We start from the raw sequence: 25,841 nt of genomic DNA on the forward strand, positions 1-25,841 counted from the left end.
TTCTTTCTTAGTGTGTAAGTTCACGATTCCAACGATCGATCCATTGTTTAGAGGCTTCATTTACAAACTTCATGTCTAATACACGCAGGCTGTTAATAACGTCATCTCCATAGGTTAAGCCTTTCGCTTCCTTTTTAGAGAGCTTGACTTCCATATTGACAGGAGAATCCACTTTCGCTTTCGCTGATTTTTCCTGAACTTCCTTGCTTAAGATGTAATTCATGAATTCACCGGCCAATTCTTTTTGATTGCTGGCTTTAACAATATTCACCGTATTCATCACTGCGTAGCCGCCTTCTTCAGGGGAAATGAACTTAGCATTAGGAACGGCTTCCTGTAAATCGCCAAAATACATTTCCATGATCGGGCCTGCAGCGATTTCTCCTTGCGAGAACATGTTGACGAACTCTGACGTTTGCCCATATTCCTTAACCGCATTCGGCATGATCTTCTTCATTTGATCGAAAGCTTTATCTTCATTGAACTCTTTACTTCCGCTAACTTTTGAAGCGGCATCCAAAAACATTGGTCCAGTTGTTGAAGTGATTGATGGGATCGTGATCTTTCCTGCCAAATCCTTGCTCCAAAGATCTTTCCAAGAGGTAATCGGTTTACTCACTTCATCGGGATTATAGGCAATGCCAAATTGTGCAATGGTATAGGCTGGTCCAAAGTCATCGCCATTCGGTGCTTTTGCTTTGTCGTATATATTATCAATATTCGGAATTTCACTATGGTCAACTTTCTCAAATAACCCTTCATCGATGCCCTGCTGTGCATAGTAGTCGGATAAATAGATAACATCCACATCGCTATTCGCTTGGCGTACCTTGTTCAATCGATCTGCATTATTTCCTGAATCAACGACAATCTCGACATTATGCTCCTTTTCAAATGGCTCATAGACTTCCGGACGGAAGAAATCATCTGCGAATCCCCAAGTGGAAACGACTAATTTGGCTGGTTTTTCCTTTCCATCCTCCTTTGAAGAGCATGCAGCTAAAACTAATGTGAAAAGCGATAACATCATCAATATTTTTTTCATCATCCAAACCTCCAAGATCATATTGTTTAAAATTTCCTTTTTAATAATATACAAGTAAAAAAAGACAATCTTAAATAGAATAAAAATTCTACCCAAGATTGTCTTTTCTTTGTAAACAAAGATAAAACCTATCATTTGGTTCTTTTGTGGCGTTTCCTCCAGATAAATCCGAAGTGAAAATCCATTTATATTATTATATTATTTTTCTTTCAATACTATATTGGTAAATGCACGTTGCGTCGCTGAGTCATAATCTCTTAGGACGGCTTCAATATCCCAATCCGTTTGCGTTTCTAACTTTTGTCTTAATTTCTTTTTATAAAGAAGTGACATATGAAAATCAACCTCCTGCTTTAGGCTAGGAACTTCTCCCTCTAAAGCTTCAGAGCGCGGGGCACGTCGATGTTTGGCCTGAAATGTAATCACATTCTGCTCAACAGTAACCTTCAGCAGCGTCGTACCAAAGCCGAACAATTCCTTCGATACCTCATTATACATATGAGAAAGCAATTTCTTCGTTTCGTTAGAGTTTATCGGTAAGATGACTATCACCTGCCAAACTATCATTTTAGGTAATTATATATACTTTTTCTTAATTACACAAGATAATATTCGGATTTCGCACAAAAAAAATGTTTTTTTTTATTAAATAGTACATTTATACACCAATACACGAATTATACTAAAACCCATTTGGGTATTTTTGTGATTTGATTTACAACTATATATCAGTATAATCACTCAAAATGTGGATTTCAACCTAATATATTCTTAATTATTGCGAATCCCCCACAGCGCCCGTACAACTATTTGCAGAAAACAGGGTAAGTGTAGTTGTGCAGATATGGATGGTAGAGCTGAAGGTTTCAGCGTGTTTGTTTAGCTGAACCTGACGGGAGTAGCTTTTAAAATGAATACTTTGTCATAAAAAAACTACACCTCCAATTGTTAGACGGTGTCTAACAATTGGGGTGCAGTTCATTTTAGAAACAGTTTTTTTATGTTCCTTTTAAACTAAATCCCTTATTACTGGCATATGGCGTTCTTGGAGGCTATCGGAAAGCAGACTATACGAAACTATTTTCTTCTTGTACTGTTTGACTACATCTACGTGGTCGTTGTAAATGTACACAAATAACCTAACATCCTTTTTGCCTCTTTTAGTATCAATGACTAATGGAGTCCCACTGTTCTCTGGATTCAAAAACAATTGCTCGTTCCCTGGGAATATATGATTTTTTTTCAAAAATATAGCTTTGTTAAAATAATTAATAACTTGAATTTTGTCTTCACCTTCCAAGCGTTTCCCGTCAATGGTTACGATTGCATTCGCGTCACTAAGTTCTGAATGAAGTTTAAATTTGCTGAGAATCCAATTCACTGTATCGGTTGGAAGACAGGTAACTAATAGTTTTACCAAGCCTAAGAGAATTGTCAAAATCAAAACAGGCAATGTCATATTTCATCATCTCCGCTACGTTATAATTTAATTATTAAATGAAAGAGGCGGTCAGTTTTTCTTTGAAGTGACCGTTCTATTAACGTTTCATTTTTGGTGAAAAGTTGTACTTGAAGGAGGGCACAAAACATAACCAAACTCTATCAATATATTTTTTTGTTTTAATTTATCCATAAATGTCAAACTCTTCATTTGATTGTTCACTCAGCTTACAAAGGCGATTTTTTCAGGTATCTATCAGATTCTTTTCGTTCACATTTTTGCCACATGTGTGAACAAATTCACAAATTTTCACAAATAGAGTATGTCTTGTAAATCACTCGTACAAAACATGACCTTTATACAATTAAGCCTATATTTCAATACATTTTGATATACCATTATAATAATCATTCACGTGGTATCTTAGGCTAATTTTATTACGAAGTAGATGATGCCCACAGTTAATACTAGGGCAAGACCCATATAAATATAACTAAGGTTCAACAAATTTCCTCTCGTAGCTGCAGAATAATCACTATCACTCTTCCCCGTTAATGAAAGGGTACCAACCAGAGCAACTAAACTAATGGCTACTACTAATATTACACTTATCGTCATGATTCAACGCCTCCCAATATTATTATCTATTTCCTTGAACCATTTCAAATTATTCCGATTCTCATCGTATATCGTAGTGTAACTACATAAAAAATCGTTCCTAATTTGCATGTCAAAATTAAATTGTCCAGGTAGATCGCTCTTTGGGTTTACTGAGTAAATATATTAGAAAAAGCCTACTTCTCTATAATAAAAGAACAACCAATTTTAGGACCATCCAATTAAGTGAAATTTCCACCATCCACTTGTTGAATTCTTTTGTTAATATACATAGAAAAGTGCAAAGCGCCTCTGAAAAAATGGCTTAGATACCACGTCTTGTAGCACTCAGACCTAACTTACTTCCTCGAAAAAGACAAAAAAAGAATCATGACTGGTCATGATTCTCTCTCGTGAATATCAAAGCAGATGATTATAAACTTTTTACAGCATCTGCAAATCTTTTGATCCCTTCGTGGATAGATTCCTCGTTTTCTTTCGCAAAGGTAAAGCGAATATATTCCTTGTTTGTTCCCAATGTTGACCCGGGAACGTAAATGACTCCTCTTTTGATAGACTCCTCTAGTAATTGTATTTCGTTTAATTGTACATTCAACTTACACCACAAATGAATACCACCATTTGGCGAATAATAATCAACTTTGTTTTTTAGAAATTGTTGGAGGCTCGACACCATTGCATCCCTTCTTTTTTCTAGCTGCTCTCTTAAGTAGGTAATATGAGTAGGGAAATGCTCTGATTCAAGAAAATCGTTTGCTATCCATTGAGTGAATGAGCCATGACCGAAGTCAACCTGTTGCTTAGCATCAGACAGTCTCTCTATAACTGATTTCGGTCCTATTATCCAGCCAATTCTTAAACCAGAAGCAACAATTTTTGACAAAGAGCTTATATATAAAACATTTCCGTTGTTGTCCATCGATTTAAGAGTGGAGATTTCTTCCCCAGAAAAAGAAGTTAAACTATAAGGATCGTCTTCTACAACCGGTATTCCATATTCGGATGAAAGCTCTAGAATCCTTTTACGACGGTTGATATGAAGTACAGTTCCTGTTGGGTTTTGAAAAACAGGGTTCAAAAATATCATCCTGATTCGATGTTTTTTATGGAGTGCTAGTAAATCCTCTGGGTTTATGCCATCCTTATCAACTGGTAAAAGAAAAGTTCTTAGTCCTGCGGATTGAAAAATGGGAAGGTTGTAACTGTATGATGGATCTTCCAATGCAACGGCATCGCCTGGCTTTAGCAAGCATTGGACAACGAGATGTATGGCTTGTTGTGCACCAGAAGTAATTAGTATGGAAGATGGATGAGTATTAATTCTTCTATACTGTTTAACATGATTAGTAATTGTGTCCCTTAAAACCGCATTGCCCTGGGGGTGATCATAACCTAAACTACCAATAAAGGACCTATTCGAAATGATTTCCCGTAAGGATTGGACCGGAAATAAGTCTTCTGATAACTCCCCACTAGCTAAGTTTATAAGATTATTCCCTTCCGTTTCTTTACGTATTCTTTGGGTTACCGGCAAATTGGGTAAAAATGAACCAGCTTCGATATATCTATTCCAACTAGGTATACGTTTTTTGTTGATTCCCCATATGTCCTTGCTGATCATCGTTCCGCTTCCTTTTTTCCGTTCAACTAACCCATTTGCTTCCAATTCATCATAAGCTGCTACAACTGTACTTCTGTTAACCCCCAGTTCATTTGCCAAGAAGCGCTCAGAAGGTAACGGCTTATCTAGTAAAAATGTCCCATCAGCAATACCACTCTCAATAAAACCAGCTATTTGTTTATATAAAGGCTCCTTGGATTTTCTATCCGTTCTCCATTCCATAAGCTACATCCTTTAACGTTGTTTGTTAAAAACTCTACAAATTATTTAAAATTATTAACTTTATATCCTGATTTATTCCCTTAAGTGGAAAGACCTTTTACGTCAGTATAATCCTCAATCAAGATTATTGCACTATTGGGGGAGATATAGCTTTCAAATAAAACTGAACTGTTTGTCTTTTTTGATAAATAAAAAGAATCCATTAAAGATAGTGCAGAATGGATTCTTTCCTTATGATTTCTTATAAACTTGCTCGATATTTTTGACCAAAATAAAGCTACAATACATACGGGAATTCCCATCTATTTTTTCAAATTCATTGGATTCCTATCCTTATTATCCCTAATAATGAAAAACTGCCTCTACTCCTCAAAAGGAATAGAGGCTTTACCTTAATAAGAATGTACATTCTCAATTCAGAATATATGCTGCAGGATTTTTCACTATAGGTTTTAATAATCGATAATTTACTTAACTTTGCATACCTCCCTTCAACCAAGGGCGATGTCGAAAGGGACCGATTGGGATTTGGATTAGACTTGTTTTTCCTTGGTGATCCATCTTGTAAATTTCATCACACACGTTCACATCAAACCCAAGCAGTGGATGCCCTCCCATCCCAATTGCTGACGCCGCTAACAGTAATCGTTGCACGAGCATTCCCGCTTCCATTTGTTGAATACGATATCCTCTGTATCCTAGTGCCTTTTTGAAGTGATCCTTATCTCCCGTCACATGCAGGCAGAGCGGTACTTGGTGCAAATTCACATTATCTAGCGACATTCCGTATTGAAGCTCAAGTCGATGATCGCCGAGTTGCACCTGTCGCAGTACATGAGCTGTGCTGTCATAAAGATAAGCACCATCCGGAATGCCTTCAACATTATACAAACAGCCATACAGTGAGACGCGGGGCTCGTGCTTATTATGTGCTCCATCCAAATCATTTATATATGAGAAGGAAGCCGTCGCCTCATGCATTAGTGTGGCCAGTTGCGATTGGCTAACCTTTCCCATAGTGAAATCCATTTCCGGTGAAAATCGCTTTCGGCAAACTGATGCCAGGTCATACGACAACCGCTTCACGGGAGGCAGACCTACCTCAGGCCCTTCATAATTCGTACTCTCCTTCACATTAATCTGCCGAAACGATTGGGTTGATTTCATCATTGACACTTCATTCATTTTGATTAACATCGGATACTCTTTGACCTTAAGTGACCGGACGTAGTGATTACACTGAATTGGGGTCAATTCACTGCATAATTCGGCTTCAGAGATAGGCCCATCTATGTCACTTACATTAGTAAACCAGCTTGTAGGTTCCACCGTTAGTGGGATAACCGCATACGTGCTCTCTTCCTTTTCGGATAGACCAATCAGATGATTGATGGCCTGATCAAGAAATTGGAAGTACACCCCTGATGCAAAGCCAAACCGTTTCGCCACCTCCAGTAACTGTCCAATCAGTACACCAGCATCCAACCCTTGCAGACGATAGGAAAAGTTATTGTATTTATAGAAATTTTTCCAAAACATAGTCGATACAAAAACAGTACCAAAACAAGTAGACATGTCACAGCGACTTCCAAGAGCCTGTGCTAAATAGGAATCGAAATTACCTTCTCGTAATAACACCAAACGGTGGTGTGCCACATCATAATGGTACACACCAACAGGCAAATCCTCCATCTTTAGATAAACGTACAATTCGTTTGGATACAACCCTCCACCGGAAGGAGGAAAACGCCGAAACGACTGCATCAGGTCCGCCTTTTGTTCTAAGGAATTCAATGACTGACTAACTTGTGTAAGACCGAATACATACCAAAGAAAATGGCCTATTCTGCTAAAATCAGGCTTGGAAGGTGGTTTGCATTCTTCAAGCGTCAGTGGTACTTCCAGTGAAAACGGAAACACGGGCAAGTCGCGGTAAAGCTTATACGTAAGCGGTGCATCAGCCCAATCTACTTCCCAATCCGGTGGACTTGCCTTTTCAACGTCAAAATGTATATTGTGAAGAAATGCCTCTAGACTCATCCTCCTACCTCCTAGTCACCGCTTATGGAAACGGATGCGGATGTGGATTGAGCTGTTCAAGTTTCAGCGGTTGTTTCGCATACCCGAGTTCCACTGGTACCTTTAACACTCTCTCCAGGCCAGTTACGCGGGTAAGGTGGTGGCCGAATGTCATAGGCAGCATCCCCGGAATCAGCACTTTCACGCAATGTAATCCGTTTCTTTTGATTTCCGGTGTCGTCTGGTCTACCACAATCACATCGAGGTTTAGTCGACGAAACTCCTGAAGAATGTCCTGCAGATCATCCGTCAGATCTGAATGCTTGGCCTTACCCTTGAATTCCTCGTCAAACGTTCGCAACGGACGAGTATCATCTAGTAAAAACTGCAGGCGCTCTTCGGTTTGAGGTAAACCAAACAGCATTCCATGATCATCCATCTGCTGAACCAGTGAAGAATCTTGAAACATTCTCTCACACTCTTCCTGGCTCGCCTCGAATTTCTCGTCAAGCGTAAGCATCATGCCTGCCAACTCGTGAACTGCACTTTTCACCGCCCGTATCGGATCCAGATGAGCTCCGGCCGCACAAATGATATTCAATCCCTTCTGCTTCCTGTTTTTCGCCAGCGCCCATACGCTTGGAATGCCGTGCTCCATTGTCGAGTTATACAAATATATGTCATATCCCGCTACCGCCCGTGCTCGATCAATCATCAACTGCAATTCTTCGTCATTTGCAGAATTTGGGTCAAGACGCGAGAGGGGCAGCTGCGCGTACCAAGTCATCAGAAACGAATCACGTTCCACCACTTCAAAAATACCGTATAAAATGGCCTCCTCTAAACTTCCGCCTAAAGCGCAACCGTTGGAAGTTTCATAGACAAATCCTTCTCCGCAGCCCACGCTGTAATAAGCAAGCAACTCTGGAACCAAAATCGAACGCTCTTGCAAAAACGAATAGCCCCATACCCAATTGATTGAGCGATCAGGATGAAAAGGTTTGAATGGAAAATCAGGTTGTTTGTAATGTTCCTTTGAGTGCACGCCAACCTTTCTAGGATCTAGTGCTTGATCTTTCAGATTGCGGTAGCTGTCATGGATTACTGTCCGTTTGCCACGAGGCTCTATACCGCAATAACGCTCCAAGCCCTCCAAAATAGCAGTCATCTCGCTAATCGCATATGAATTAGTCCGACCTGCTACGCCTTCGTCCCCTATGAACAAAGGCAGATTAACACTTACATCGGCAAAAGGCGGTACAAGGTCTATCATTTTATTATTTAAAAAGCCCATCCGGTTATCCAAATAGTCTTTGACTAGAATTCTACCCAGATCATCCATCGAACGGCTACGGTAACTGTTAGGATTGACCTTCGGACTTGGTTGTAACAAAATTCGGGCCGCAGTTGGTGAATCGTCGGGTAACTCGCTGCAAACCATACACAACGGATCGGGAAGAAAAGAATGCCATGTAGTATTCATTGTTTTCAGGTTTATTAATGCCACACGTCCTTCCGAGTGGGCGTGATCACCTTTCATTATCCTCTGTACCTCTGCTCCTATCAGGTGAGCCATTTGCAAAAGTCCCGTGCGTGATGCCGCCACATCACGTTGTATTCCTCCGTTCTCCTGCAATTGCAGTCGAATTTCCCACATCTCTTTACGGTCGCGTCCTGCCATGAGACGTCTCAAATCTGCACACTGGGAGCACCCCGTTGTCCCCGGGCGAACCAGTGGACCGATCATTCCCTCGCCAAATGCAACAAAGCCCCTTAGCCAAGGAATACCTTTTGGACGCAGTATCTCTTCTGCCTTTTGATGAACAGAGGGGTTCCAGGCATCTTGCAACACCAGTGCCATATCAACCGTTTCTGGTATGCCTGCCTCGAAATCAACCTGGCGAATGACTTGGTATTGGCCTGACAGTTCTCCATATACGCAGTCTGTCAATACTCCTTCTCCAACAACCAACACAACAGCTTTCACCTTGATTCCTCCTCTCGCAACAACACACCAAACACCCCTGCCAGTTCCTTATTCAAAAACGGCTCCAGTTTTAGCTCGAAGACCAAGAGCCGCTTACGGTTCCTGTCTAAGACCTTCATAGCGGACTGTAAAAGCTCAGATTGTGCTGTCACTTCACACGCAGGAATCACAAGGTTTAGCGGCTCATTTTCTTCCATAATCACAGTTGGAACCTCCACCCCTTGATCTGTAAGGCAAATTGTTTGGTTTTGGGATTTCATAACTGCCTGTTGTAGCGCATTCCGCAACGCCATGGTTTTATTCAACCCAACACAGCCATACCATCTGTCATCCGTACCGACCCATACCAAAGGGAAACCGGACATTTCCCCTCCTAACCCAATCGTCGGTTCACCGGCAATCGTGGTCAGTGCCTGTAAATAATACAAGCAGCGCTCATCTTCTACCGCTTCCAACTGTACACGAGCAACAAGGTCCTTCTGATTAATCTGTTGCTTGCCGAACTCATCGACCAGACACTTTTGCAACCCGCGGCAAACGCATTCCGCAAAGGTTTCCCCCGCTCCGATGCCGACAAATTCCTTTAGCCCTACTTCCTGAACCGGAGATAGAGTCGGTACGAGATGTCTGACTGTTTCTGAAGCATATGCTTCAATCCCAGTCAGACCCGCTTCCCGCCGTGCTTCCTCATGCGTCAGATCTGTACAGATTATGTCTGGCAGCAGGTCGGCCGGTCCCTCTGACATCGGGTTAACCACTTGAACACGGCATTGAGCTAGCGGCAGCTGCTTTAAATCTCCCTCCTCCCAACTATGGAAGATCCCTGAATGTGCCGATGTCAAGCGGCTGAAGTGTATAAACCACTTGCCCTCCTCACTTCTGCTTGTTCTCTGATTGAGCCGCAACTCAAAATCTTGAACCCATTCGGCTGCCGTATTTCCTGTGACCAGCGGGTGAGGTATGAACGAATGCCAGTTTCCTTCCAATGTTTCCATATCAAGCAGGTAGAATTGATTATTCTGTTCCGATTCGGTAACACCTGTAGTCTTTTTAAACAATTCAAATACCATTACATTGGCTAACATCGCTCCTGCTGTGGAAGAAAAGGCAGGAAGCTGCTGGTCTTTGCTAAGCACCGATTCGTGGATACGACGCCATGCAGACTCCCAACATCCCATAGAGTCAGGATGCACCAGCGGACCTGCCAAACCTACCTGGTTTAGGCTTATAGCGGGGAGTAGCACCTTCTTCTCTTGCCTGCAGACCGCATGAAGTTCTCTTAATTCCTCTACATCACCCTCCTGTGACACAAACAATATCGAATTAAATGGTCGTACAATCTCCTGCCAAGAACTTTCCTCCTTCTCCAGAGTGATCTCCTCTACCGCTACCTCGAGGTCTGTTTTACGTGCATGTGCCACAAGTTCCTTCAATCGTATTCTATTGGTCGGTACCGAATCGGTAATTAGAATATGGAATTTAGGTAATCCGGATTCAATCAATGCAGAAACCAACGAAATAAAGAAAGAACCAGAGCCAACCGCTAACACTTTTTCCTGGCGATAAGCTTGAAAACGGTACGCTCCCGAATCGCCAAAACTGTCCAAAAACTCAATTTGAGAAGCATGGTTTATAAGAACTTTATTTGACAATTGATGTGGACGATCTTGACTTACATCTCGAACAAATCCGTTTCGGTACAGAACTTCAGCAATCTCCCACACCCGATCCCTGTATGGGCCTGGCAATCCATCTGTCAATTCCCTCAAACTGTGGTCCCCGTTGAACATCGGTAATAGCTTTTCAATCCACTGAGCAATCGTACTGCCTTCCATATGGAACGAACTTAAGTTGTTCCGAAAATACACACCCCTGTTTGGATCAGGGAGAAAAAACGTGTCCCTTTTCACTTTCAGACGCATAGAAGGGGTCAAATTTTCCATTCCGCTCCTCCTAACCCGCAAGCTTTACTAAGATCAGCATCTCATCATCACTTTCACTTTCATCCTATGTATGACAATTTGTCTCTTATGTCTAATCTTTCAAAGAAAAGTCCCTGCAACATCAATGCAGGGACATCTCCTTCTCTTTAGAAAACCTGAATTCTTAACGACCGCAACGACCGCAACCTCCGCAGCGACCAAAACCTCCGCAACGACCAAAACCTCCGCAACCACCGCAACGAAAACCGCCGCAACCACCGCAACCACCGCAACGGAAGCAACCAAAGCAACCAAAACCAAAACCAAAGCAACCAAAACCAAAACCCAAACCAAACTGACGAGAATCTTCCATATACGGTTGCTGATATTGATCCCAAAGAACTGGCTGACTTACCTGGAAATCGTCAACATTCAACATTTGAAGCTGATTTTGAAACTCATTCATTTATATACCCTCCATTTATTCATTAATAAGGTAGTGCTTAGTAACAGGAAAGAAAATCGGAACGAAATAGTCTGGGAACCCACACTCTGTCGTGTACTCCCTTCAACAAAATATGTAAGGAGAATGGGGATTGCTACTGATTCATAAGCCTATTTTTATTGAATCTTTATAAAACGGTTCAAGACGGAAACAGGATAATCACTTTATTAATAATGTGGCTTAGTACAAATGAAAACTTCGAGACAAATCTGAAAAAACTTGGGACTAAGCTGACAAGCCTAGAGTAGCAGCTTAGCTAATCAACTCGAAATGGGCTCTGGGGCAAGTTAGAAACATAGAACCTCAATATCCTTTTCAACTATGAATTATGATGCTACTCCAAATAATTTATGTATGAATTCAATCTTGCTTCGGACCAAAATAAAGCCCTTGCACTAACATATGCAAGGGCTTTATTTAATCATTTTGAATTTTCTTTTGGTAAATCTAAAGTCGGAGTACGATCAAAGAAATTCCACGGTTTTAACATGGCGTGTACCCATTCTGTTGGCATCATTGGCCATTCTTCAGCTCGTGCTATATGAGTTGCACCTGTTGTCATCCATACATTCATCTCCCCCTTACCGTTGGGCTCTCGCCCTTCACACGCTTGAAGAGGGAGTCTTCTGGCGGGAAATGATAAAATTGTTAAACCTTAAACACAATCAAAAAAACCAGAAGGTTCCCCAACACCCTTCTGGTTTTCATGCATATGTAATTCTTTAATTATTTGTCTTACAAGTATTCCAATTAGTCTTGTAGTTGTTCATAACGCTTCCAGTTTACCGATTTTTCTAACACTATTGATATTAATACTCCCATTATGAGCCCATTTGTTAAAAAGGGCTGTAAAAGCATGGGAACGTTGGCAAATGCATTGGGCAAGATGTTCATCAAACTCACTCCAATCAATACAGGTACTGCAAGCCTAAATATCGTGTCTGAAGTAAATTGCTGACCCTTGACGCTGTTGAAAGCCGTTCCAAACAGCTGAAGGTAAGCAACAAACAATACAGCGTTCCCGACGGTTATTGGCATGGTGGCCAGGAAAGAGATAAAAGGAGGAATGAGCCCAATTATGGTCAACAACATGCCTCCAATTAAAAAAGGCCTCCGCTCATAGATTTGAGTACTTTGCAAAAATCCGATAGATGAGGTAAAAGGCGTATACGGAACAAGGCCCAGTACCGGTGCGAAAATAGTAAAACCGCCAGTCATAAATAAAGAATTTCGATATTGCTTATGGCCAGCATCTCCTCCCATTAACTCGGATGCGGCTTGAATGGAAGCGAATGTGTTACACAAATTCAGTAATCCTGCAAAAAAGGAAATCGCTATTATACCGAATTCCAGGTTTGGAACACCTAAAGGGAAAAATGAAAAAGAGACACTTGTTGATCCCATTTCAACCCCAGTATTTGGAAATAGCAACGAATAAAAAATCCAACCCACGATAATTCCGATCAAAATAGAGAAATTGCTAATATTTCTGGATCCTTTTAACTTTAATATACTTACTAAAATGACAATTCCTAATGATAGGAAACTGACCGGGATGTTAATTTCCCCTTCCTCTGTAATTCCCAGCATCCCTTTAAAAAAGACGAAAATGAGCTGAAATGTCAGAAGGAATAAGTAAACGGTCATGACCATGGGGGTGAAAATCTTCTGGACATAAGAAATCAGGTTAAAGGCAGAAATAATTAGGGTCACGACACCAGCTGCAATTAGACCTGTAGCTATTCCTCCTCCTATTTCGGCATAACCGAGCCCTAGTGATGGCGCAGATAATCCCAAATTCAACATCACACCCCACAATAGACCAGAGTGCCCTTCCATAATTGGATACTTATGCCCCTTCCACCCCTGTATGACACAAGCGACCCCTGTGAAAATAAGCGAGCTTCTCATGGTCATTTCCGTAACATCGGAGGGAAGATGAAAGGCAGCTCCGATCGAAATAGGCACTACTACGGTATTTGCAAAAATAAAAAACAGCCATTGAAAAGAAGAAAATAGAGTCACAGTTGATTTCAAACTTTGCATTGTTTCCATCTCCTTTGAACTTTGAACACGATACTTTCTAAGCTTCTTGCGAATACATGGCTTCCTCCATAACTCTTTTCCCCTTAAAGGAAGTTGAAAGGACAACACCAATAATTATTAATAGCGCGCCGAATAGTTGTGACGGTGTGACACTATTTTTTAGCACAACCAATCCGACCAACATGGCAACAAAGGGTTCTAAGTTAAGAAACATAGATGCTTTTGATGCTCCAACAATCTGAATTTGATTATTCTAGATTAATGTGCAAATTCCATGCATGATGATAGCGGTTCCTATTAAAAGGACCCAAGGCCACGGCTCCCTGCTCATTTGTTGGGGCGACTCGGTTAATAGAGCAATGGGCAGCAGACCGCCAAATCCAATTAAGTTTGATTAAAGAGTTATAGTAATGGAATGGTTTCTCTCAGTAAGCTTCCTAATCATGATAATGGATATGGAAAAAGAAAGCATCGTAAGAAATATCCAAATTAGGCCAATTGAAAGATGGAGTGTTCCACCACTTGCAATAACTAAGAAAACACCTGCAAAAGCGACAATCGATCCTAATAAAAATCTCTTTGTTAGTCTTTCCCTCAGAAATACTGAAGCCAAAAGGGCTGTAGTAATAGGAGCGAGGGCCAGTATTAATGCCGAAGTTGTCGGATGAGCTGTTTCTAAAGCAGCATAAAAAGACCATTGATTGATAAACGTTCCAATGAATCCTAGTAGAATCATTGTTAACCAGTCCTTTTTTCGAATCGAATTCCATTTCTTCTTCTTTAAAGCGTATAAGGCAATCAAGATAATAATAAATAATAACCTTGTTGCTGAAAGCAGCATAGGAGGGAAGTCCTTGACTAGGATAGCCCCAAAAACAAAATTACTTCCCCAGCATATTACACAAATAAGCAATAGTAAATAAGACCGGATCATATTAAGCAGCCTGCTTTCTTTGTCTTTCATTAACCAAAAACGAAAAAGGAAATCTGGACGTGTCCAGAGATCCTTTTTTGGGGTTAGCATTATACGTTTATTGATTGATTTTGTTGATTTAGTGCACCGGAAACTATATTTCCCTTGTAAAATACTGCTTTACGTTCAGAGCGCCTTGCAACTGCTTCAGCAGAACAGCTGGCGTCAATTAACACCAAGCTTGCTGCATCCCCTACTTTTGGCCATACCTGGTTACCACCTTCATCTAACGGGGTTTTGCCGCCAGTTATATACCTGAGTGTTTGGGATAGTGAGACTTCATCAACCCACTTGAAACGTTCTGCTAGCCGACCCGCCCTTTCTAGAATATCACCGTTTCCTAGAGGTGACCATAAATCAAAGATATTATCGTTCCCCACCGATACCTCAACCCCTCTTTCATGTAACAAATCGACCGGGGGCATTTGTCTGTTAATTGGGACACTGGTAACAATGGAAATCCCTGCGTCCCTTAAAATATCAGCAAGCTCATAGGCTTCTTCTTTGGAAACGTCTCCTATACCAAATGCATGGCTTACAGCTACCCTGCCATCCCAGCCCGCTTCCTTAGTTAGAGCCGCTAACCGTTTCATAGTAAACGTTCCCAGATGACCAGCGTCATGTAAATGCAGATCAACATCAGCATTTGCTTCCACTGCTAAATCTATTAATTGTACTAATGAGGCTTCAATATTATTATCGACAGTGGCTGGGTCAACTGCCCCTACTATTCCTGCTCCATTTCGCAATGCCTCTCTGACAAGCTTTGTAGAACCTGATCGCAACAATCCGTGCTGCGCAAATGCGACTATTTCTGAACTGAGTCTGTTAGAATAGTTTTCTAATGCCTGTTGCACTTGCTCTAGGTTTTGCAATCTTACTTCTGGGTAAATATCAACATGAGTCCGTACATGAGTAGAGCCAGAAGCTAAAAGTATTTCCAGTAAAGATTCAGCACGTTTACATGTGCTGGTTGCAATAGTAGGAAGCACCTTTTTTTCATTTTCAAAGCGTTCAGTGACACTTGAAGAAGGGGTACATGCTCTCCATACATCCCCCATCAGGGTCTTATCAAGATGAACATGCTTTTCAATAAAGGTGGGGAGCACTAGCAATCCTTTTGCATCTTCCACAGGCACATCATTAGAAATGGGCTCCCCATCTTTGACAATCTTCTTGATTCTCCCATCCTCTATTAACAGATGAAATAGCCCAGTTATTGTACCTGTAACTCTTTCATGCTCTTTTTGGTAACCACATTCTAAACGTGCATTCTTTAACCAAAAGATTGTATTCACGCCATTCATCCCTTCTTGTAATTGACATTCAATTTGCCTTCAAAGCAGATTCACAGTTGAGTCCACCATAAACCAAATTTCCATTGACGATAACCGCAGCTCGCCTGGATCTTCTAGCAACTGCCTCGGCAGAGCATGATGCATCTACTAAAACCATACTTGCATCATCTCCAACATTCGGCCATAAACGATTTCCTTCATAGTCTAGTGTCTTAACCCCGCCCGTAATGAATTGGAGGGATTGAGTCAATGCATACTCATCCTTCCAGTTGTACCTCTCAGCTAATCTGCCTGCCTTTTCTAGCATATCTCCTGTACCGAATGGAGACCAGGAGTCATAAAAACCATCACATCCAAGACCTACGTGTACACCCTTTTCATGAAGTAAATCAATGGGGGGCATTACCCGGTTTATCGGAACAGTAGACATGATGGCTATTCCTAAGTTTGATAAAATACTAGCCAGATCATTTGATTCTTCAATAGGGACATCTCCAAGTGCAAAAGCATGACTAACAGCCACTCTATTTTTCCACCCTGCTTCTTCGATTAAAGAAGCCAGTTTCTTGATTGTATAAAATCCAAGATGACCTGGATCATGTATATGGATATCAATATCTGCATCAAACTCAACAGCTAAATCCACCATTTCATATAGTGAAGCCTCAATATTATTATCAACTCCACCAGGATCTAAGCCTCCCACTAAGGACGCTCCTTCTTTCATCGCCTGTCTCATTAATGCAGTTGAATTTGTTCTTAGCAGTCCATGTTGGGGAAAAGCCACTATCTCGTGTGTCATTTTCCCTTTAAAACTCTCTAGTGCTTTCTGAATTTCCTCTAAATTCTTCAAACCAATGTATGGGTCAATATTAACATGAGTTCTGACATGTGTGGCGCCACCTTTTAACAGAAGATGAAGCATCTGCTCAGCTCGGTGTTGTCCTGTTTCGGCGAGTTCAGCGAGCTCCACCGCTTCTAAGTTTAAGCGCTCCATTAAATTCGGAACCGGAGTGCATGATTTCCATGGCAGTCCTAAATAGGTCTTGTCAAGATGGTTATGCATTTCTTTAAAAGCAGGAAGTGCAAGTAAATTTCTTGCGTCTTGAACTGGTAAATGAGTTTGCAAAGGAACATTAGCCAATTGAATTCCTTTAATGACCCCATCATTTATATAGATATTGAATAGGGCAGTCTTGGTTCCATCAATTCTTTCATTCTCATATACATATCCACTATCAAGTGTAACGTTAGTAAGCCAGTACGCTTTATACATTAAATCACTCTCTTTAATAGAAGTTTAGACACCTGTCGTTTCAAAGGATGAAATAGATCCACTTACAACATTACCTCTGAAGATGACGGCGGCACGTTTTGACCTTCTAGCCACCGCCTCTGCTGAACAGTTGGCTTCAACCAGAACTATATTCGCTTCATCCCCTATATTAGGCCATGTCTTGACTCCTTCTTGGTTTAATGGAGTCTTTCCTCCTGTAATGAATTGTAGGCTTCTCGCTAAAGATTTTTCTTCAATCATGCGAAATCTCTCTGCAAGGCGACCGACCTTTTCAAGATTGTCCCCGATACCAAAGGGTGTCCAATGATCAGTAATGCTATCATTACCCAATTCAACTTTTACGCCTTTTTCATGTAACAGAGGGATAGGGATCGTTCTGAAAATAGGTACTGTGGATGTAATGGATATTCCTAATTCCGAAAACCTTTCGGCTATACTTGTTGCCTCTGAAACTGATAGATCGGCCAAACCGCTGGCGTGGCTCACCGTCACTCGTCCTTGCCATCCCGCGTCTTCCGTTATAGAAGCAAGGCGCTGCATAGTAAAGAGTCCAAGCTGATCTGGATCATGTAAATGTACATCAATATCGGAATTCGATTCAACGGCAATATCCATGATTGTTTCAAGAGACCGTTCAATATTTTCATCAATGGAGGCAGGGTCCACTCCACCTACAAGATTCGCCCCATTCTTCATGGCCTCCCTAATTAGTCCTACGGAGTTACTGCGTAATAGTCCATGCTGTGGAAATGCGACTATTTCATAAGTTAATTTATCTTTATATCCTTCTAGCGCTTGTAATGCTGCCTCTAAATTTTTCAAGCCTATAACGGGGTCTACATTACAATGGGTGCGTATATGAGTAGATCCGAAGTTCAATAATAAATCCAACATTTTTTCTGCTCTTTCTTTGGCAGTCGGCAATAATTTAGGTAGTAATACCTGTTCTTCTTCTATCCTGGTTTTCACACCATTAATTGCTGGCATACAAGCCTTCCAAGGACCACCATAGTACGTTTTATCAATATGAATATGCATTTCTTTAAACGAAGGGACCATCAGAAGGCCACGTACATCATATTGTGGGTTTTGATCTGTTATAGATTCATTTGCTAGTATAATAGAAGAAATTTTTCCTTTTTCAATCCTAATGTGGTAATTTCCGGTTGCGGTACCAGTAATCGTTTCATTTTCATTATAAGTAAATCCATTTTCTAAACGTACATTCGTTAGCCAATACGATTGTGACATTAAACTCACCCTTCCACTCCAGATTGAACATGCATCTATTTCATTATAAATTCTAAATGACATTATATAAATTCAGGATTTTTACTCATTTTTATGTTATTTTTACTTTTTGCGCCAATGAAAAAGTTCATCCTGAACTGGATGAACTTTTTCTTCCTATATAATAATCACTTTATTGTTATGTCATTAATCTCTAGATAGCCTGAAGGACTGATTGAAAACCCTTTTACTTCTTTCGAGACTGCAGCAACATTTTCAATGACCCTAACAGGAATATATGGAGTATCACTCAGCTCAAGCTCTTGTGCCTCTGCGTATAGATCTTTACGTTTTTCTTCCTCTTTTTCTTTACGAGCAGCATTTATTAAATGATCAACCTTCGGATTGCTGTAAAAGAAGGTATTTCCAGCCGCTCCCTGTGAATCCGTATGAAAAAGATTATATTGATTATAATCAGCATCTCCGGTTGCATTTCTCCAACTGATTATAAACATTTCCGATTGCCCTTTATTTACTTGTTCGACGAACGAACCGTACTCCATGACCTGAACCTTCAAATGAATCCCGATACCTTTTAACTGGGATTGAAGTACTTCTGCCAAATTAACTCTTTCTTTACTATCCATTGTTAGAATAGTTGCATCAAGACCTTTAGAATAACCAGCATCAGCCATCAATTTCTTGGCTTCTTTAAGATTGTAATCATAGGTTTTTAGATCAGCGTCGTACCCGAATACCTTAGATCCCATTAAGGAATTTGCCTTTACCCCCACATTATTAAAGACACCCTTAATAATGGAATCCATTTCAATTGCATGGGCTATAGCTTTACGGACACGGACATCATTAAACGGTTCTTTATTGACATTAAATCCTATATATTCGGTACCATACCCTTCATTGCGGTAAACATCCATAGCCGCTGAGGATTCTACCTGGTCCATGACAGCTACAGGAAGAGGTTCTGCAATATGCGCTTCTCCCGTTTCTATCATGGATATTCTTGTAGAGTCTTCTGGGACAACCTTGAAGATAACTTTGTCCACCTTTGGCTTGTCTCCCCAATAATTTTTGTTTTTCATCAATGTAATTTCTTGGCCTGGTGACCATGAATCAAAAACAAAAGGACCGGTTCCATTCGGTTCTTGGATAATTTTTTTTCCGTACTTTTCAATAGTTTTTGGACTAATAATCCCGCCTTCATGATTCGCTAAGATAGAGAGCAGTGGGGAAAAAGGTTCCTTTAGAATGAATTGCACAGTATATTCATCAACTGGTTTCACTTCTTTTACCATATCGAATACTACGGCTCTAGGAGAAGCGACATTCGGATCTAATAGTCTGTCAAACGTCTTTTTTACTGCATCCGCATTAAATGGTGTGCCATCATGAAACTTCACATCATGCCTAAGCTTAAATTCCCAGGTTGTATCATTTATCTGGTTCCATTTTTCTGCTAGCATAGGCTGTATCTCACTATTTTTATCTCGTTGCACAAGCCCCTCATAGATTTTATGATGAGTAACACTAGCAGCATTAATCGTGGACATAAATTGCTGGTCCAAATTCTCAGCATCTGATAAACGGGCAATAACTAAGTTACCCCCTTCCTTTGATGCTTTGCTCGGGTCACTTGCTTTTGTGCTTACGTCATTATTAGAAGAACAGCCAGTAATTACGATAGCCACAATTATGACTAGAAAAAAATTCCCTATCCCCCGTTTTAACCCCATGGGCTTCGACCTCCTGCTTTTATTTTGTTTCCCGATCTTTTATCTAATTATAGGAAATATTCTGAATATTAATTTTGAAAATCTTTACTATATTTTTCATTTTCTTTACTTGTTTTAGTTAAATGATGATCATGCTTCTGTATTATCTATCGATTCTACTACCTTAAACGACGGCTGAAACAATTCCTTCTCTGGAAGCTGCTGAAAATCTCTTTCCATATATCCTCTTCTCATCTTGTTAAAATATTTTTGTCCCTTGTATTTGATTTCTTCCAAATCAAGATTAGGTATATTTTGATTTTCCATGACTTTCCTGCCATTAATGATAGATAATTTAACGTCTCTTCCAGATCCGCTAACGAACATGGTTCGAATGGGATCATCTATTACGCCCATATGAAAACTGTCTAAGTCAATCGCAATAATATCTGCTTTTGCACCTACAGCAATACGGCCGAGGTCGTTCCTCCCTAGGAAAGTAGCTGCACCAAGAGTGACTGACCGAAAGAAGTCTGCAAATGTAGAGTCTTCAACCTCTTTTTCCACTAGCCGTGAGAGCATGCTCCCTGTCCTAACATTCTGAAACATATCTGGAGGGAAGGTATCTGTTCCAAGCGCTATATTTATTCCTGCCCTTTTATATTTAGCAAAGGATTCTAACGCTGAACCATGCCTCCCAATGATTAAAGGGCAATGAATCACGGTTGTATTTGTTTCTTTTAGAAGTGCTAAGTCATCACCCTTGCCGTATCTCGCTTCACTATATCCTGACACAAAATGGGCATGCGGTATCCCTGTTTTTGGACCTAGAAAACCAAGATCGTACAAATACCTAATAGGTGTTACACCATGTTCTTCCAATATGGTGTTGAATTCAAAACTTCCTTGTGCAGCATGAAGCTTTATGGGAACCCCTAATTTTTCACTGTAATATTTTGTCTGCAGCAAATTAACTGCAGTTTGAGACTCGATACGTTCTGGGGCAAGCATCCCTCTAACCAATCCTTCAAAGGCTCCATCGAATTTTTCAACAAACTCTACAGCTTTCTGTAATCCAGCTTCCCCCGCTTTTTCATCCCAGTGCAGTTTTATATTTCCAACAGGCTGGACGACTCTAATCCCGGATTGATAACTGGGTCCTAGATAAATTCTTAACCCTAAGCTAGCCGCATGTTTCGCTGCAGATGCTAATTCTTCATAGGTTTCAGCCCAGCCTTTATAAAACACAGAAGTAATAGGCATGGCTGTTGTTACCCCATGAAGAATGAGCTGTGAATAAGCATATAAAGATTTAAAGGATTCTTCTTCCTCGGTCATTAATTCATGATGTCCCCTTTCTATATATTGCTCTGACCAGAGAAGGTTTTTCTGTCTATTAGAACCAGCTTCTAAATGTAAAATATCATGGTCAATGTCCCCTAATGCATTTAAATCAATAAACCCAGGACTAATGATAGCGTTACCAGCGTCTATCACCTCAGCCACTTCTTCAGTATAATTTTCTCCAACATACACAATCGTGTCTTTTTCATAAACGATCTCTGCATTTTCCAAAATGACGTGGTCGCATCCATCATAACCAATTACGTATCTTCCTTTAAGTTTGGTTTTCATCCTATTCTCCTTTCCACATAGCAGCAGTGTTTTCTCGTTCGTCATATCTCTTTTCATCTACATATGCACGGGCATGTCCCCAGAAATATTTCGTCGGCTGCATATATTTTTCGAGTCCTGCACGCTTTATCGTTGAAAACGCCTCTTCATTTGCCTCATTTAGTACTGTACTTTCATGAACTGTTCGTACATTTCGCCCTTCCATAATTAATTTTCCATCGACGATGACATGCTCCACATCATTCGCCACTGCTTGAAATACAAGTCTATGAACATGCATGAATTCAGGAGCCAGATGCGGCTGATGCAGATTGACTGTGATAACATCCGCTTTTTTCCCAATCTCGAGGGAGCCTATTTCATCATCCCAGCCAATGCATTTCGCAGCATCTATCGTAATCATTTCTAATAGTTTGCCAGGGGGTAAATAATAATAGTCTCTAAGTGCTGCTTGGTGAACAAACTGTGTTTTCCTCATTGCCTGAAACATATCAAAACTTGTAGAAGGGGAAGTCCCATCTGTAGAGATGGCTACAGTTGCACCCATTTCTAGTAATTCAGTTATGGGGGTACGCGCAAGAACCTGCCCAAATCCAGGTGATGCACTAACATTAGTACCTGTTTCTGCTAGTATCCTTGCCTCATCAAAGGAAATACCGCGACAATGCTGTAAATGGACATCGGGACCCAACAGGGCATTTTCCTTATCCTGTATCGCTAAATGAATCATCCCACCAAACGCATCAGAGTGTATCCTTGTGTCATATTTCTTGGCAATTTCTCTAATTTTCTTCGCTTGATAAAGATCATGATTATTTAACCCATAAAGCCTGTCAGGAGATGTGGGATTGGATGGATCAACGGACGTAACAATGACAAATGGTGTAATAAAGGCTCTCGTGCGGTCTTCATTTGCATGATTCAGCGCTTCGATTACAGCTTCTGCCCCCTTTAATACCTCTTCATAAGAAACTTCCTTTACAATTCTTTTTCCGTCAATCCATCGGCTGAATGAATGAGGCCATGGAGGGTTGCAAGGACCCGTGCAGACAACCTCTCTAACACCTACTTCAGCGTACGCTTTCGCGTGATTTATTGCGAAAATCGGATCATCGGATCGTGGCATGGAACCTAAAACACTTACACCTGTTGTCACGCCAGCCTTTAATCTCTCTAGAGAGGAGAGCTTTCCTTCGTAGTACCAAAAGTCATCTGTTACAAAATGCTTATACGTATTTGTCATAATGGGCATCCAAAAATCAATATTCTCCATCGCAATTGTTTTAAACATAGAATGTCCCCCATGACCATGAACATCTATTAATCCTGGCAATATACACTGATGGCTACAATCAATAACTTTTATTGCCTCATACTTCGTTTTCAGTTTTTCTGTTAAATCAACGTCTAAAATTCTCCCTTGATTTATGGCGATGGCACCATCTTGAAGAATTCGTCTGTTTCGATCCATGGTTATCACGGTCCCATGAATTAGCAGCAAATCAATCATATTTTCCCTCCTAATTGAGAAGACAGCATAACGGCCGTATGCTGTCTGCCCTTTTTGATAAATTCTCTACTGCACAGTTATGTCATCAAGCATTAAATAATTTGCTGGATTCAGCCAAAGCCCTTTAACAGTTTCTCCATAAACGGCTAGATGTTCATAGTTACGGATTGGAACATATGGCACTTCTTCTCTTTCAATTTCTTGTGCTTTCGAATATAGTTCCTTACGTTTATCGCCATCTGATTCTTTACGAGCTGTTTCAATCAATTTATCCACTTCAGGATTACTGTAGAATGAACTATTTCCAGCAGCACCTTGGGATTTGCTATCAAAAAGATTGAATTGATTATAATCTCCATCTCCCGTAGCATTGCCCCAACCACCTATTGAAACCTGATGTTCACCCTTAGCAGTCGCGTCAATATAAGCCCCATATTCAAGAACTTGAATTTTGACCTTAATTCCAATTCCTTTTAACTGGGATTGAATTACCTCTGCCATGTTTATTCTTTCCTTACGATCACTCGTTGTTAATGTAATCTCCAAGCCATCCTTAATTCCGGCTTCCTTCAATAGCTTTTTCGATTCATTTATATCATAGTCGTATCCTTTTATATTTGGATCATATCCAAAAACCTTCGGGCTCATTGTGGAATTAGCCTTCGTACCAACATCGTTATAAACTCCTTTAATAATAGAGTCGACCTCAATCGCATGCGCGACCGCTTTACGAACACGTACATCATCGAATGGCTTATTCTTAACATTAAAGCTTAGGTATTCAACAGCAAGTCCATCTGTGCGATATAAATCCATTGTTTCTGATGCTTCAATTCTATCAATCTCAGTCACGGGTACTTGATCAGTCACATGTGCTTCACCTGTTTCAACCATCGCAATTCTCGTAGCATCTTCAGGGACAACCTTGAATACTACCCCATCAATCTTAGGTTTATCTCCCCAGTAGTTCTTATTTTTTGAGAGAGCAATCTCTTCCCCTGACTTCCAAGATTTAAAAACAAATGGTCCTGTGCCAACAGGATTTTGGCCAAGTTTATCACTATTTTCTGTAATGGCTTTTGGACTTAAAATGCTGCCTTCATTACTTACTAATATGGATAATAGTGGAGCATAAGGGTATTTCAGTTTAAATTGTACAGTCGTTTCATCAACTACTTTGATTTCTTTGATCATTTCCAATTTACCAGCCTGTGGAGAAGCTGTTTTGGGATCTAGTAATCTGTCAAAATTAGTTTTTACCGCTTCAGCGTTGAATGGTGCTCCATCATGGAATTTCACTCCCTCACGCAGTTTAAACTCCCACGTTACCTCATCGAGCTGTTTCCATTCTTTTGCGAGCAGAGGTTGTGGTTCCATGTTTTTGTCGGGAACAGCCAATGTTTCATAAACCTTTTCATATACAACATTTGCTGAAGGAATGTCTGTAATGAAATGGGGGTCAAGGGTAGTTGCATCAGACAGACGGGCGACGACTAATGTTCCCCCTTCTTTCGCTTCTCTTTCTGGTTCCTTGCTGCTGGTTTGATCTGATGTACATCCAGATAAAACCGATGAGATACCTAATAACGATGCAAATAGTAATCCAACCATACCTTTTCTCATTATTTTTCCTCCTTTTCATTATTCCCTTTGTTTTCCAAGTAACTTTTAACTATAGTACATTGGGCATAATCAAATTATAAAAAAAAACAAAATTTTATATTTTCAGAATCTTTACTCATTTTTTTATTATCTTTACTGCTTTTCCGCATCATATTTACTTCAATACCTATTTTGAATAAATTTAATGAAAGAAAAGGAGGAAGTGCCATGAAGCCAGAGGTCGTTATCAATAGTACCGAATTGAATGTAAACAAAAAAAAATCTTCAAAACTACAACACTGGAAAGTCTTTTATAAAAAGTTTAAGAGAAATAAATTGGCATTGGTAGGCGGATATATCGTAATTTTTTATATTTTATTAGCCATTTTTGCACCTTTAATTTCACCACAGGATCCCTATGAAATTGATTTAGTCAACAAACTCCAGCCTCCCACAGCAGATCATTGGATGGGAACAGATGATAAGGGAAGAGATATTTTAAGCAGATTATTATATGGAACCCGTCTTTCATTAACTGTTGGATTTGTCTCTGTATTCTTCGGGGCGCTTATTGGCATACTCTTAGGATTAACAGCAGGCTATTATGGAAAATGGATTGATACCGTCATTATGAGGATTGTTGATGTTCTACTTGCTTTCCCAGGAATATTGCTGGCCCTTGCTATTATAAGTGCTCTAGGGCCAAGTTTAATTAACGTAATGGTAGCAGTTGGTGTCTTTTCAATTCCTATGTTTGCACGAATTGTACGGGGTTCCACACTTTCAGTCAGGAAGCTTGAATATATTGATGCCATTCGTGCATTAGGAGCCACTGACTTCACGATTATTTTCAAACACATTTTCCCTAATATTCTTTCACCTGTCATTGTTCAAGCTACATTACGTCTAGCTACAGCCATTCTATCGGCAGCCGGCTTGTCATTCCTAGGGCTAGGAGCTCAGCCTCCTTCTCCAGAATGGGGAGCTATGTTAAGCAGCGGACGAGATTATTTGTTCAGTGCCCCTCACATCGCCTTGTTTCCAGGAATCGCTATATCAACACTTGTACTAGGATTCAACGTCTTCGGGGATGGACTAAGAGATGCCCTAGACCCAAGAATGAAAAAATAAGGAGGA

21 protein-coding genes are annotated in these 25,841 nt (G+C 40.4%); 1 reads left to right on the plus strand and 20 read right to left on the minus strand.

Going from position 1 to position 25,841, the window contains the following annotated elements; all coding sequences use genetic code 11:
- Positions 1-7: 7 nt before the first annotated feature.
- From ACQKMR_RS18645 to ACQKMR_RS18740, 20 genes are all read right to left on the minus strand, one after another.
- Positions 8-1,045: an ABC transporter substrate-binding protein gene (locus ACQKMR_RS18645; RefSeq protein ID WP_427698640.1), complete on the minus strand. Its 1,038-nt coding sequence runs from the start codon at positions 1,043-1,045 to the stop codon at positions 8-10.
- 198 nt (positions 1,046-1,243) lie between these two features.
- Positions 1,244-1,543 carry a DUF2294 domain-containing protein gene (locus ACQKMR_RS18650; RefSeq protein ID WP_427698681.1) on the minus strand — a complete coding sequence of 100 codons (300 nt, stop codon included), beginning with the start codon at positions 1,541-1,543 and terminating at the stop codon, positions 1,244-1,246.
- Positions 1,544-2,054: 511 nt separating this feature from the next.
- Complete coding sequence (locus ACQKMR_RS18655) at positions 2,055-2,504, minus strand: YfmQ family protein (protein WP_427698641.1); 450 nt, start codon at positions 2,502-2,504, stop codon at positions 2,055-2,057.
- A gap of 405 nt (positions 2,505-2,909) precedes the next feature.
- Positions 2,910-3,104, minus strand: coding sequence for a hypothetical protein (locus ACQKMR_RS18660; protein ID WP_427698642.1), 195 nt, complete (start codon positions 3,102-3,104; stop codon positions 2,910-2,912).
- 412 nt (positions 3,105-3,516) lie between these two features.
- Positions 3,517-4,947 (minus strand): PLP-dependent aminotransferase family protein, encoded by a 1,431-nt coding sequence (locus ACQKMR_RS18665; protein WP_427698643.1) that lies wholly within the window; start codon positions 4,945-4,947, stop codon positions 3,517-3,519.
- 471 nt (positions 4,948-5,418) lie between these two features.
- Positions 5,419-6,987 carry a SagB family peptide dehydrogenase gene (locus ACQKMR_RS18670; RefSeq protein ID WP_427698644.1) on the minus strand — a complete coding sequence of 523 codons (1,569 nt, stop codon included), beginning with the start codon at positions 6,985-6,987 and terminating at the stop codon, positions 5,419-5,421.
- Between the two features lie 22 nt (positions 6,988-7,009).
- Complete coding sequence (locus ACQKMR_RS18675; RefSeq protein WP_427698645.1) at positions 7,010-8,953, minus strand: TOMM precursor leader peptide-binding protein; 1,944 nt, start codon at positions 8,951-8,953, stop codon at positions 7,010-7,012.
- A complete protein-coding gene (locus ACQKMR_RS18680; RefSeq protein ID WP_427698682.1) occupies positions 8,950-10,896 on the minus strand; it encodes a putative thiazole-containing bacteriocin maturation protein in 1,947 nt (648 codons plus the stop codon). The genes ACQKMR_RS18675 and ACQKMR_RS18680 overlap by 4 nt, the downstream gene beginning before the upstream one ends.
- Before the next feature lie 163 nt (positions 10,897-11,059).
- Entirely contained in the window at positions 11,060-11,341 is a 282-nt protein-coding gene (locus ACQKMR_RS18685) for a heterocycloanthracin/sonorensin family bacteriocin (protein WP_427698646.1), read from the minus strand.
- 460 nt (positions 11,342-11,801) lie between these two features.
- Complete coding sequence (locus ACQKMR_RS18690; RefSeq protein ID WP_427698647.1) at positions 11,802-11,942, minus strand: hypothetical protein; 141 nt, start codon at positions 11,940-11,942, stop codon at positions 11,802-11,804.
- Between the two features lie 188 nt (positions 11,943-12,130).
- Positions 12,131-13,426 carry a uracil/xanthine transporter gene (locus ACQKMR_RS18695; RefSeq protein ID WP_427698648.1) on the minus strand — a complete coding sequence of 432 codons (1,296 nt, stop codon included), beginning with the start codon at positions 13,424-13,426 and terminating at the stop codon, positions 12,131-12,133.
- A gap of 37 nt (positions 13,427-13,463) precedes the next feature.
- Positions 13,464-13,670 (minus strand): EamA family transporter, encoded by a 207-nt coding sequence (locus ACQKMR_RS18700; protein WP_427698683.1) that lies wholly within the window; start codon positions 13,668-13,670, stop codon positions 13,464-13,466.
- A gap of 150 nt (positions 13,671-13,820) precedes the next feature.
- Positions 13,821-14,360, minus strand: a complete 540-nt coding sequence (locus ACQKMR_RS18705) for a DMT family transporter (RefSeq protein ID WP_427698649.1) — start codon at positions 14,358-14,360, stop codon at positions 13,821-13,823.
- An 89-nt stretch (positions 14,361-14,449) separates the two neighbouring features.
- Positions 14,450-15,697 (minus strand): amidohydrolase, encoded by a 1,248-nt coding sequence (locus ACQKMR_RS18710; protein WP_427698650.1) that lies wholly within the window; start codon positions 15,695-15,697, stop codon positions 14,450-14,452.
- A gap of 28 nt (positions 15,698-15,725) precedes the next feature.
- Entirely contained in the window at positions 15,726-16,973 is a 1,248-nt protein-coding gene (locus ACQKMR_RS18715) for an amidohydrolase family protein (protein ID WP_427698651.1), read from the minus strand.
- Positions 16,974-16,997: 24 nt separating this feature from the next.
- On the minus strand, positions 16,998-18,245 hold the full coding sequence (locus tag ACQKMR_RS18720) for an amidohydrolase family protein (RefSeq protein ID WP_427698684.1): 1,248 nt from the start codon (positions 18,243-18,245) through the stop codon (positions 16,998-17,000).
- A gap of 167 nt (positions 18,246-18,412) precedes the next feature.
- Positions 18,413-19,978 carry a glutathione ABC transporter substrate-binding protein gene (locus ACQKMR_RS18725; RefSeq protein ID WP_427698652.1) on the minus strand — a complete coding sequence of 522 codons (1,566 nt, stop codon included), beginning with the start codon at positions 19,976-19,978 and terminating at the stop codon, positions 18,413-18,415.
- A gap of 129 nt (positions 19,979-20,107) precedes the next feature.
- Complete coding sequence (locus ACQKMR_RS18730; RefSeq protein WP_427698653.1) at positions 20,108-21,592, minus strand: amidohydrolase family protein; 1,485 nt, start codon at positions 21,590-21,592, stop codon at positions 20,108-20,110.
- A gap of 1 nt (position 21,593) precedes the next feature.
- On the minus strand, positions 21,594-23,102 hold the full coding sequence (locus tag ACQKMR_RS18735) for an amidohydrolase family protein (RefSeq protein WP_427698654.1): 1,509 nt from the start codon (positions 23,100-23,102) through the stop codon (positions 21,594-21,596).
- A 66-nt stretch (positions 23,103-23,168) separates the two neighbouring features.
- Positions 23,169-24,725, minus strand: coding sequence for a glutathione ABC transporter substrate-binding protein (locus tag ACQKMR_RS18740; RefSeq protein WP_427698655.1), 1,557 nt, complete (start codon positions 24,723-24,725; stop codon positions 23,169-23,171).
- 207 nt (positions 24,726-24,932) lie between these two features.
- Here ACQKMR_RS18740 and nikC point away from each other — a divergent pair, with 207 nt between their 5' ends.
- The gene (nikC, locus tag ACQKMR_RS18745) at positions 24,933-25,835 is read left to right on the plus strand and encodes a nickel transporter permease (protein ID WP_427698656.1); all 903 of its coding nucleotides are present in this window, start codon (positions 24,933-24,935) and stop codon (positions 25,833-25,835) included.
- The last annotated feature ends 6 nt before the right edge of the window (positions 25,836-25,841 follow it).

The sequence above is a fragment of the Peribacillus sp. NPDC096540 genome (genome assembly GCF_050278525.1).
GTDB lineage: Bacteria > Bacillota > Bacilli > Bacillales > DSM-1321 > Peribacillus.

What these genes read in the sequence shown, in the direction of transcription:
- ACQKMR_RS18645 (WP_427698640.1), bottom strand. Translation starts at nt 1,045, where the DNA reads ATGAAAAAAATATTGATGATGTTATCGCTTTTCACATTAGTTTTAGCT.
- ACQKMR_RS18650 (WP_427698681.1), bottom strand. Translation starts at nt 1,543, where the DNA reads ATGTATAATGAGGTATCGAAGGAATTGTTCGGCTTTGGTACGACGCTG.
- ACQKMR_RS18655 (WP_427698641.1), bottom strand. Translation starts at nt 2,504, where the DNA reads ATGACATTGCCTGTTTTGATTTTGACAATTCTCTTAGGCTTGGTAAAA.
- ACQKMR_RS18660 (WP_427698642.1), bottom strand. Translation starts at nt 3,104, where the DNA reads ATGACGATAAGTGTAATATTAGTAGTAGCCATTAGTTTAGTTGCTCTG.
- ACQKMR_RS18665 (WP_427698643.1), bottom strand. Translation starts at nt 4,947, where the DNA reads ATGGAATGGAGAACGGATAGAAAATCCAAGGAGCCTTTATATAAACAA.
- ACQKMR_RS18670 (WP_427698644.1), bottom strand. Translation starts at nt 6,987, where the DNA reads ATGAGTCTAGAGGCATTTCTTCACAATATACATTTTGACGTTGAAAAG.
- ACQKMR_RS18680 (WP_427698682.1), bottom strand. Translation starts at nt 10,896, where the DNA reads ATGGAAAATTTGACCCCTTCTATGCGTCTGAAAGTGAAAAGGGACACG.
- ACQKMR_RS18685 (WP_427698646.1), bottom strand. Translation starts at nt 11,341, where the DNA reads ATGAATGAGTTTCAAAATCAGCTTCAAATGTTGAATGTTGACGATTTC.
- ACQKMR_RS18690 (WP_427698647.1), bottom strand. Translation starts at nt 11,942, where the DNA reads ATGACAACAGGTGCAACTCATATAGCACGAGCTGAAGAATGGCCAATG.
- ACQKMR_RS18695 (WP_427698648.1), bottom strand. Translation starts at nt 13,426, where the DNA reads ATGCAAAGTTTGAAATCAACTGTGACTCTATTTTCTTCTTTTCAATGG.
- ACQKMR_RS18705 (WP_427698649.1), bottom strand. Translation starts at nt 14,360, where the DNA reads ATGATCCGGTCTTATTTACTATTGCTTATTTGTGTAATATGCTGGGGA.
- ACQKMR_RS18715 (WP_427698651.1), bottom strand. Translation starts at nt 16,973, where the DNA reads ATGTATAAAGCGTACTGGCTTACTAACGTTACACTTGATAGTGGATAT.
- ACQKMR_RS18720 (WP_427698684.1), bottom strand. Translation starts at nt 18,245, where the DNA reads ATGTCACAATCGTATTGGCTAACGAATGTACGTTTAGAAAATGGATTT.
- ACQKMR_RS18725 (WP_427698652.1), bottom strand. Translation starts at nt 19,978, where the DNA reads ATGGGGTTAAAACGGGGGATAGGGAATTTTTTTCTAGTCATAATTGTG.
- ACQKMR_RS18730 (WP_427698653.1), bottom strand. Translation starts at nt 21,592, where the DNA reads ATGAAAACCAAACTTAAAGGAAGATACGTAATTGGTTATGATGGATGC.
- ACQKMR_RS18735 (WP_427698654.1), bottom strand. Translation starts at nt 23,102, where the DNA reads ATGATTGATTTGCTGCTAATTCATGGGACCGTGATAACCATGGATCGA.
- ACQKMR_RS18740 (WP_427698655.1), bottom strand. Translation starts at nt 24,725, where the DNA reads ATGAGAAAAGGTATGGTTGGATTACTATTTGCATCGTTATTAGGTATC.
- nikC (WP_427698656.1), top strand. Translation starts at nt 24,933, where the DNA reads ATGAAGCCAGAGGTCGTTATCAATAGTACCGAATTGAATGTAAACAAA.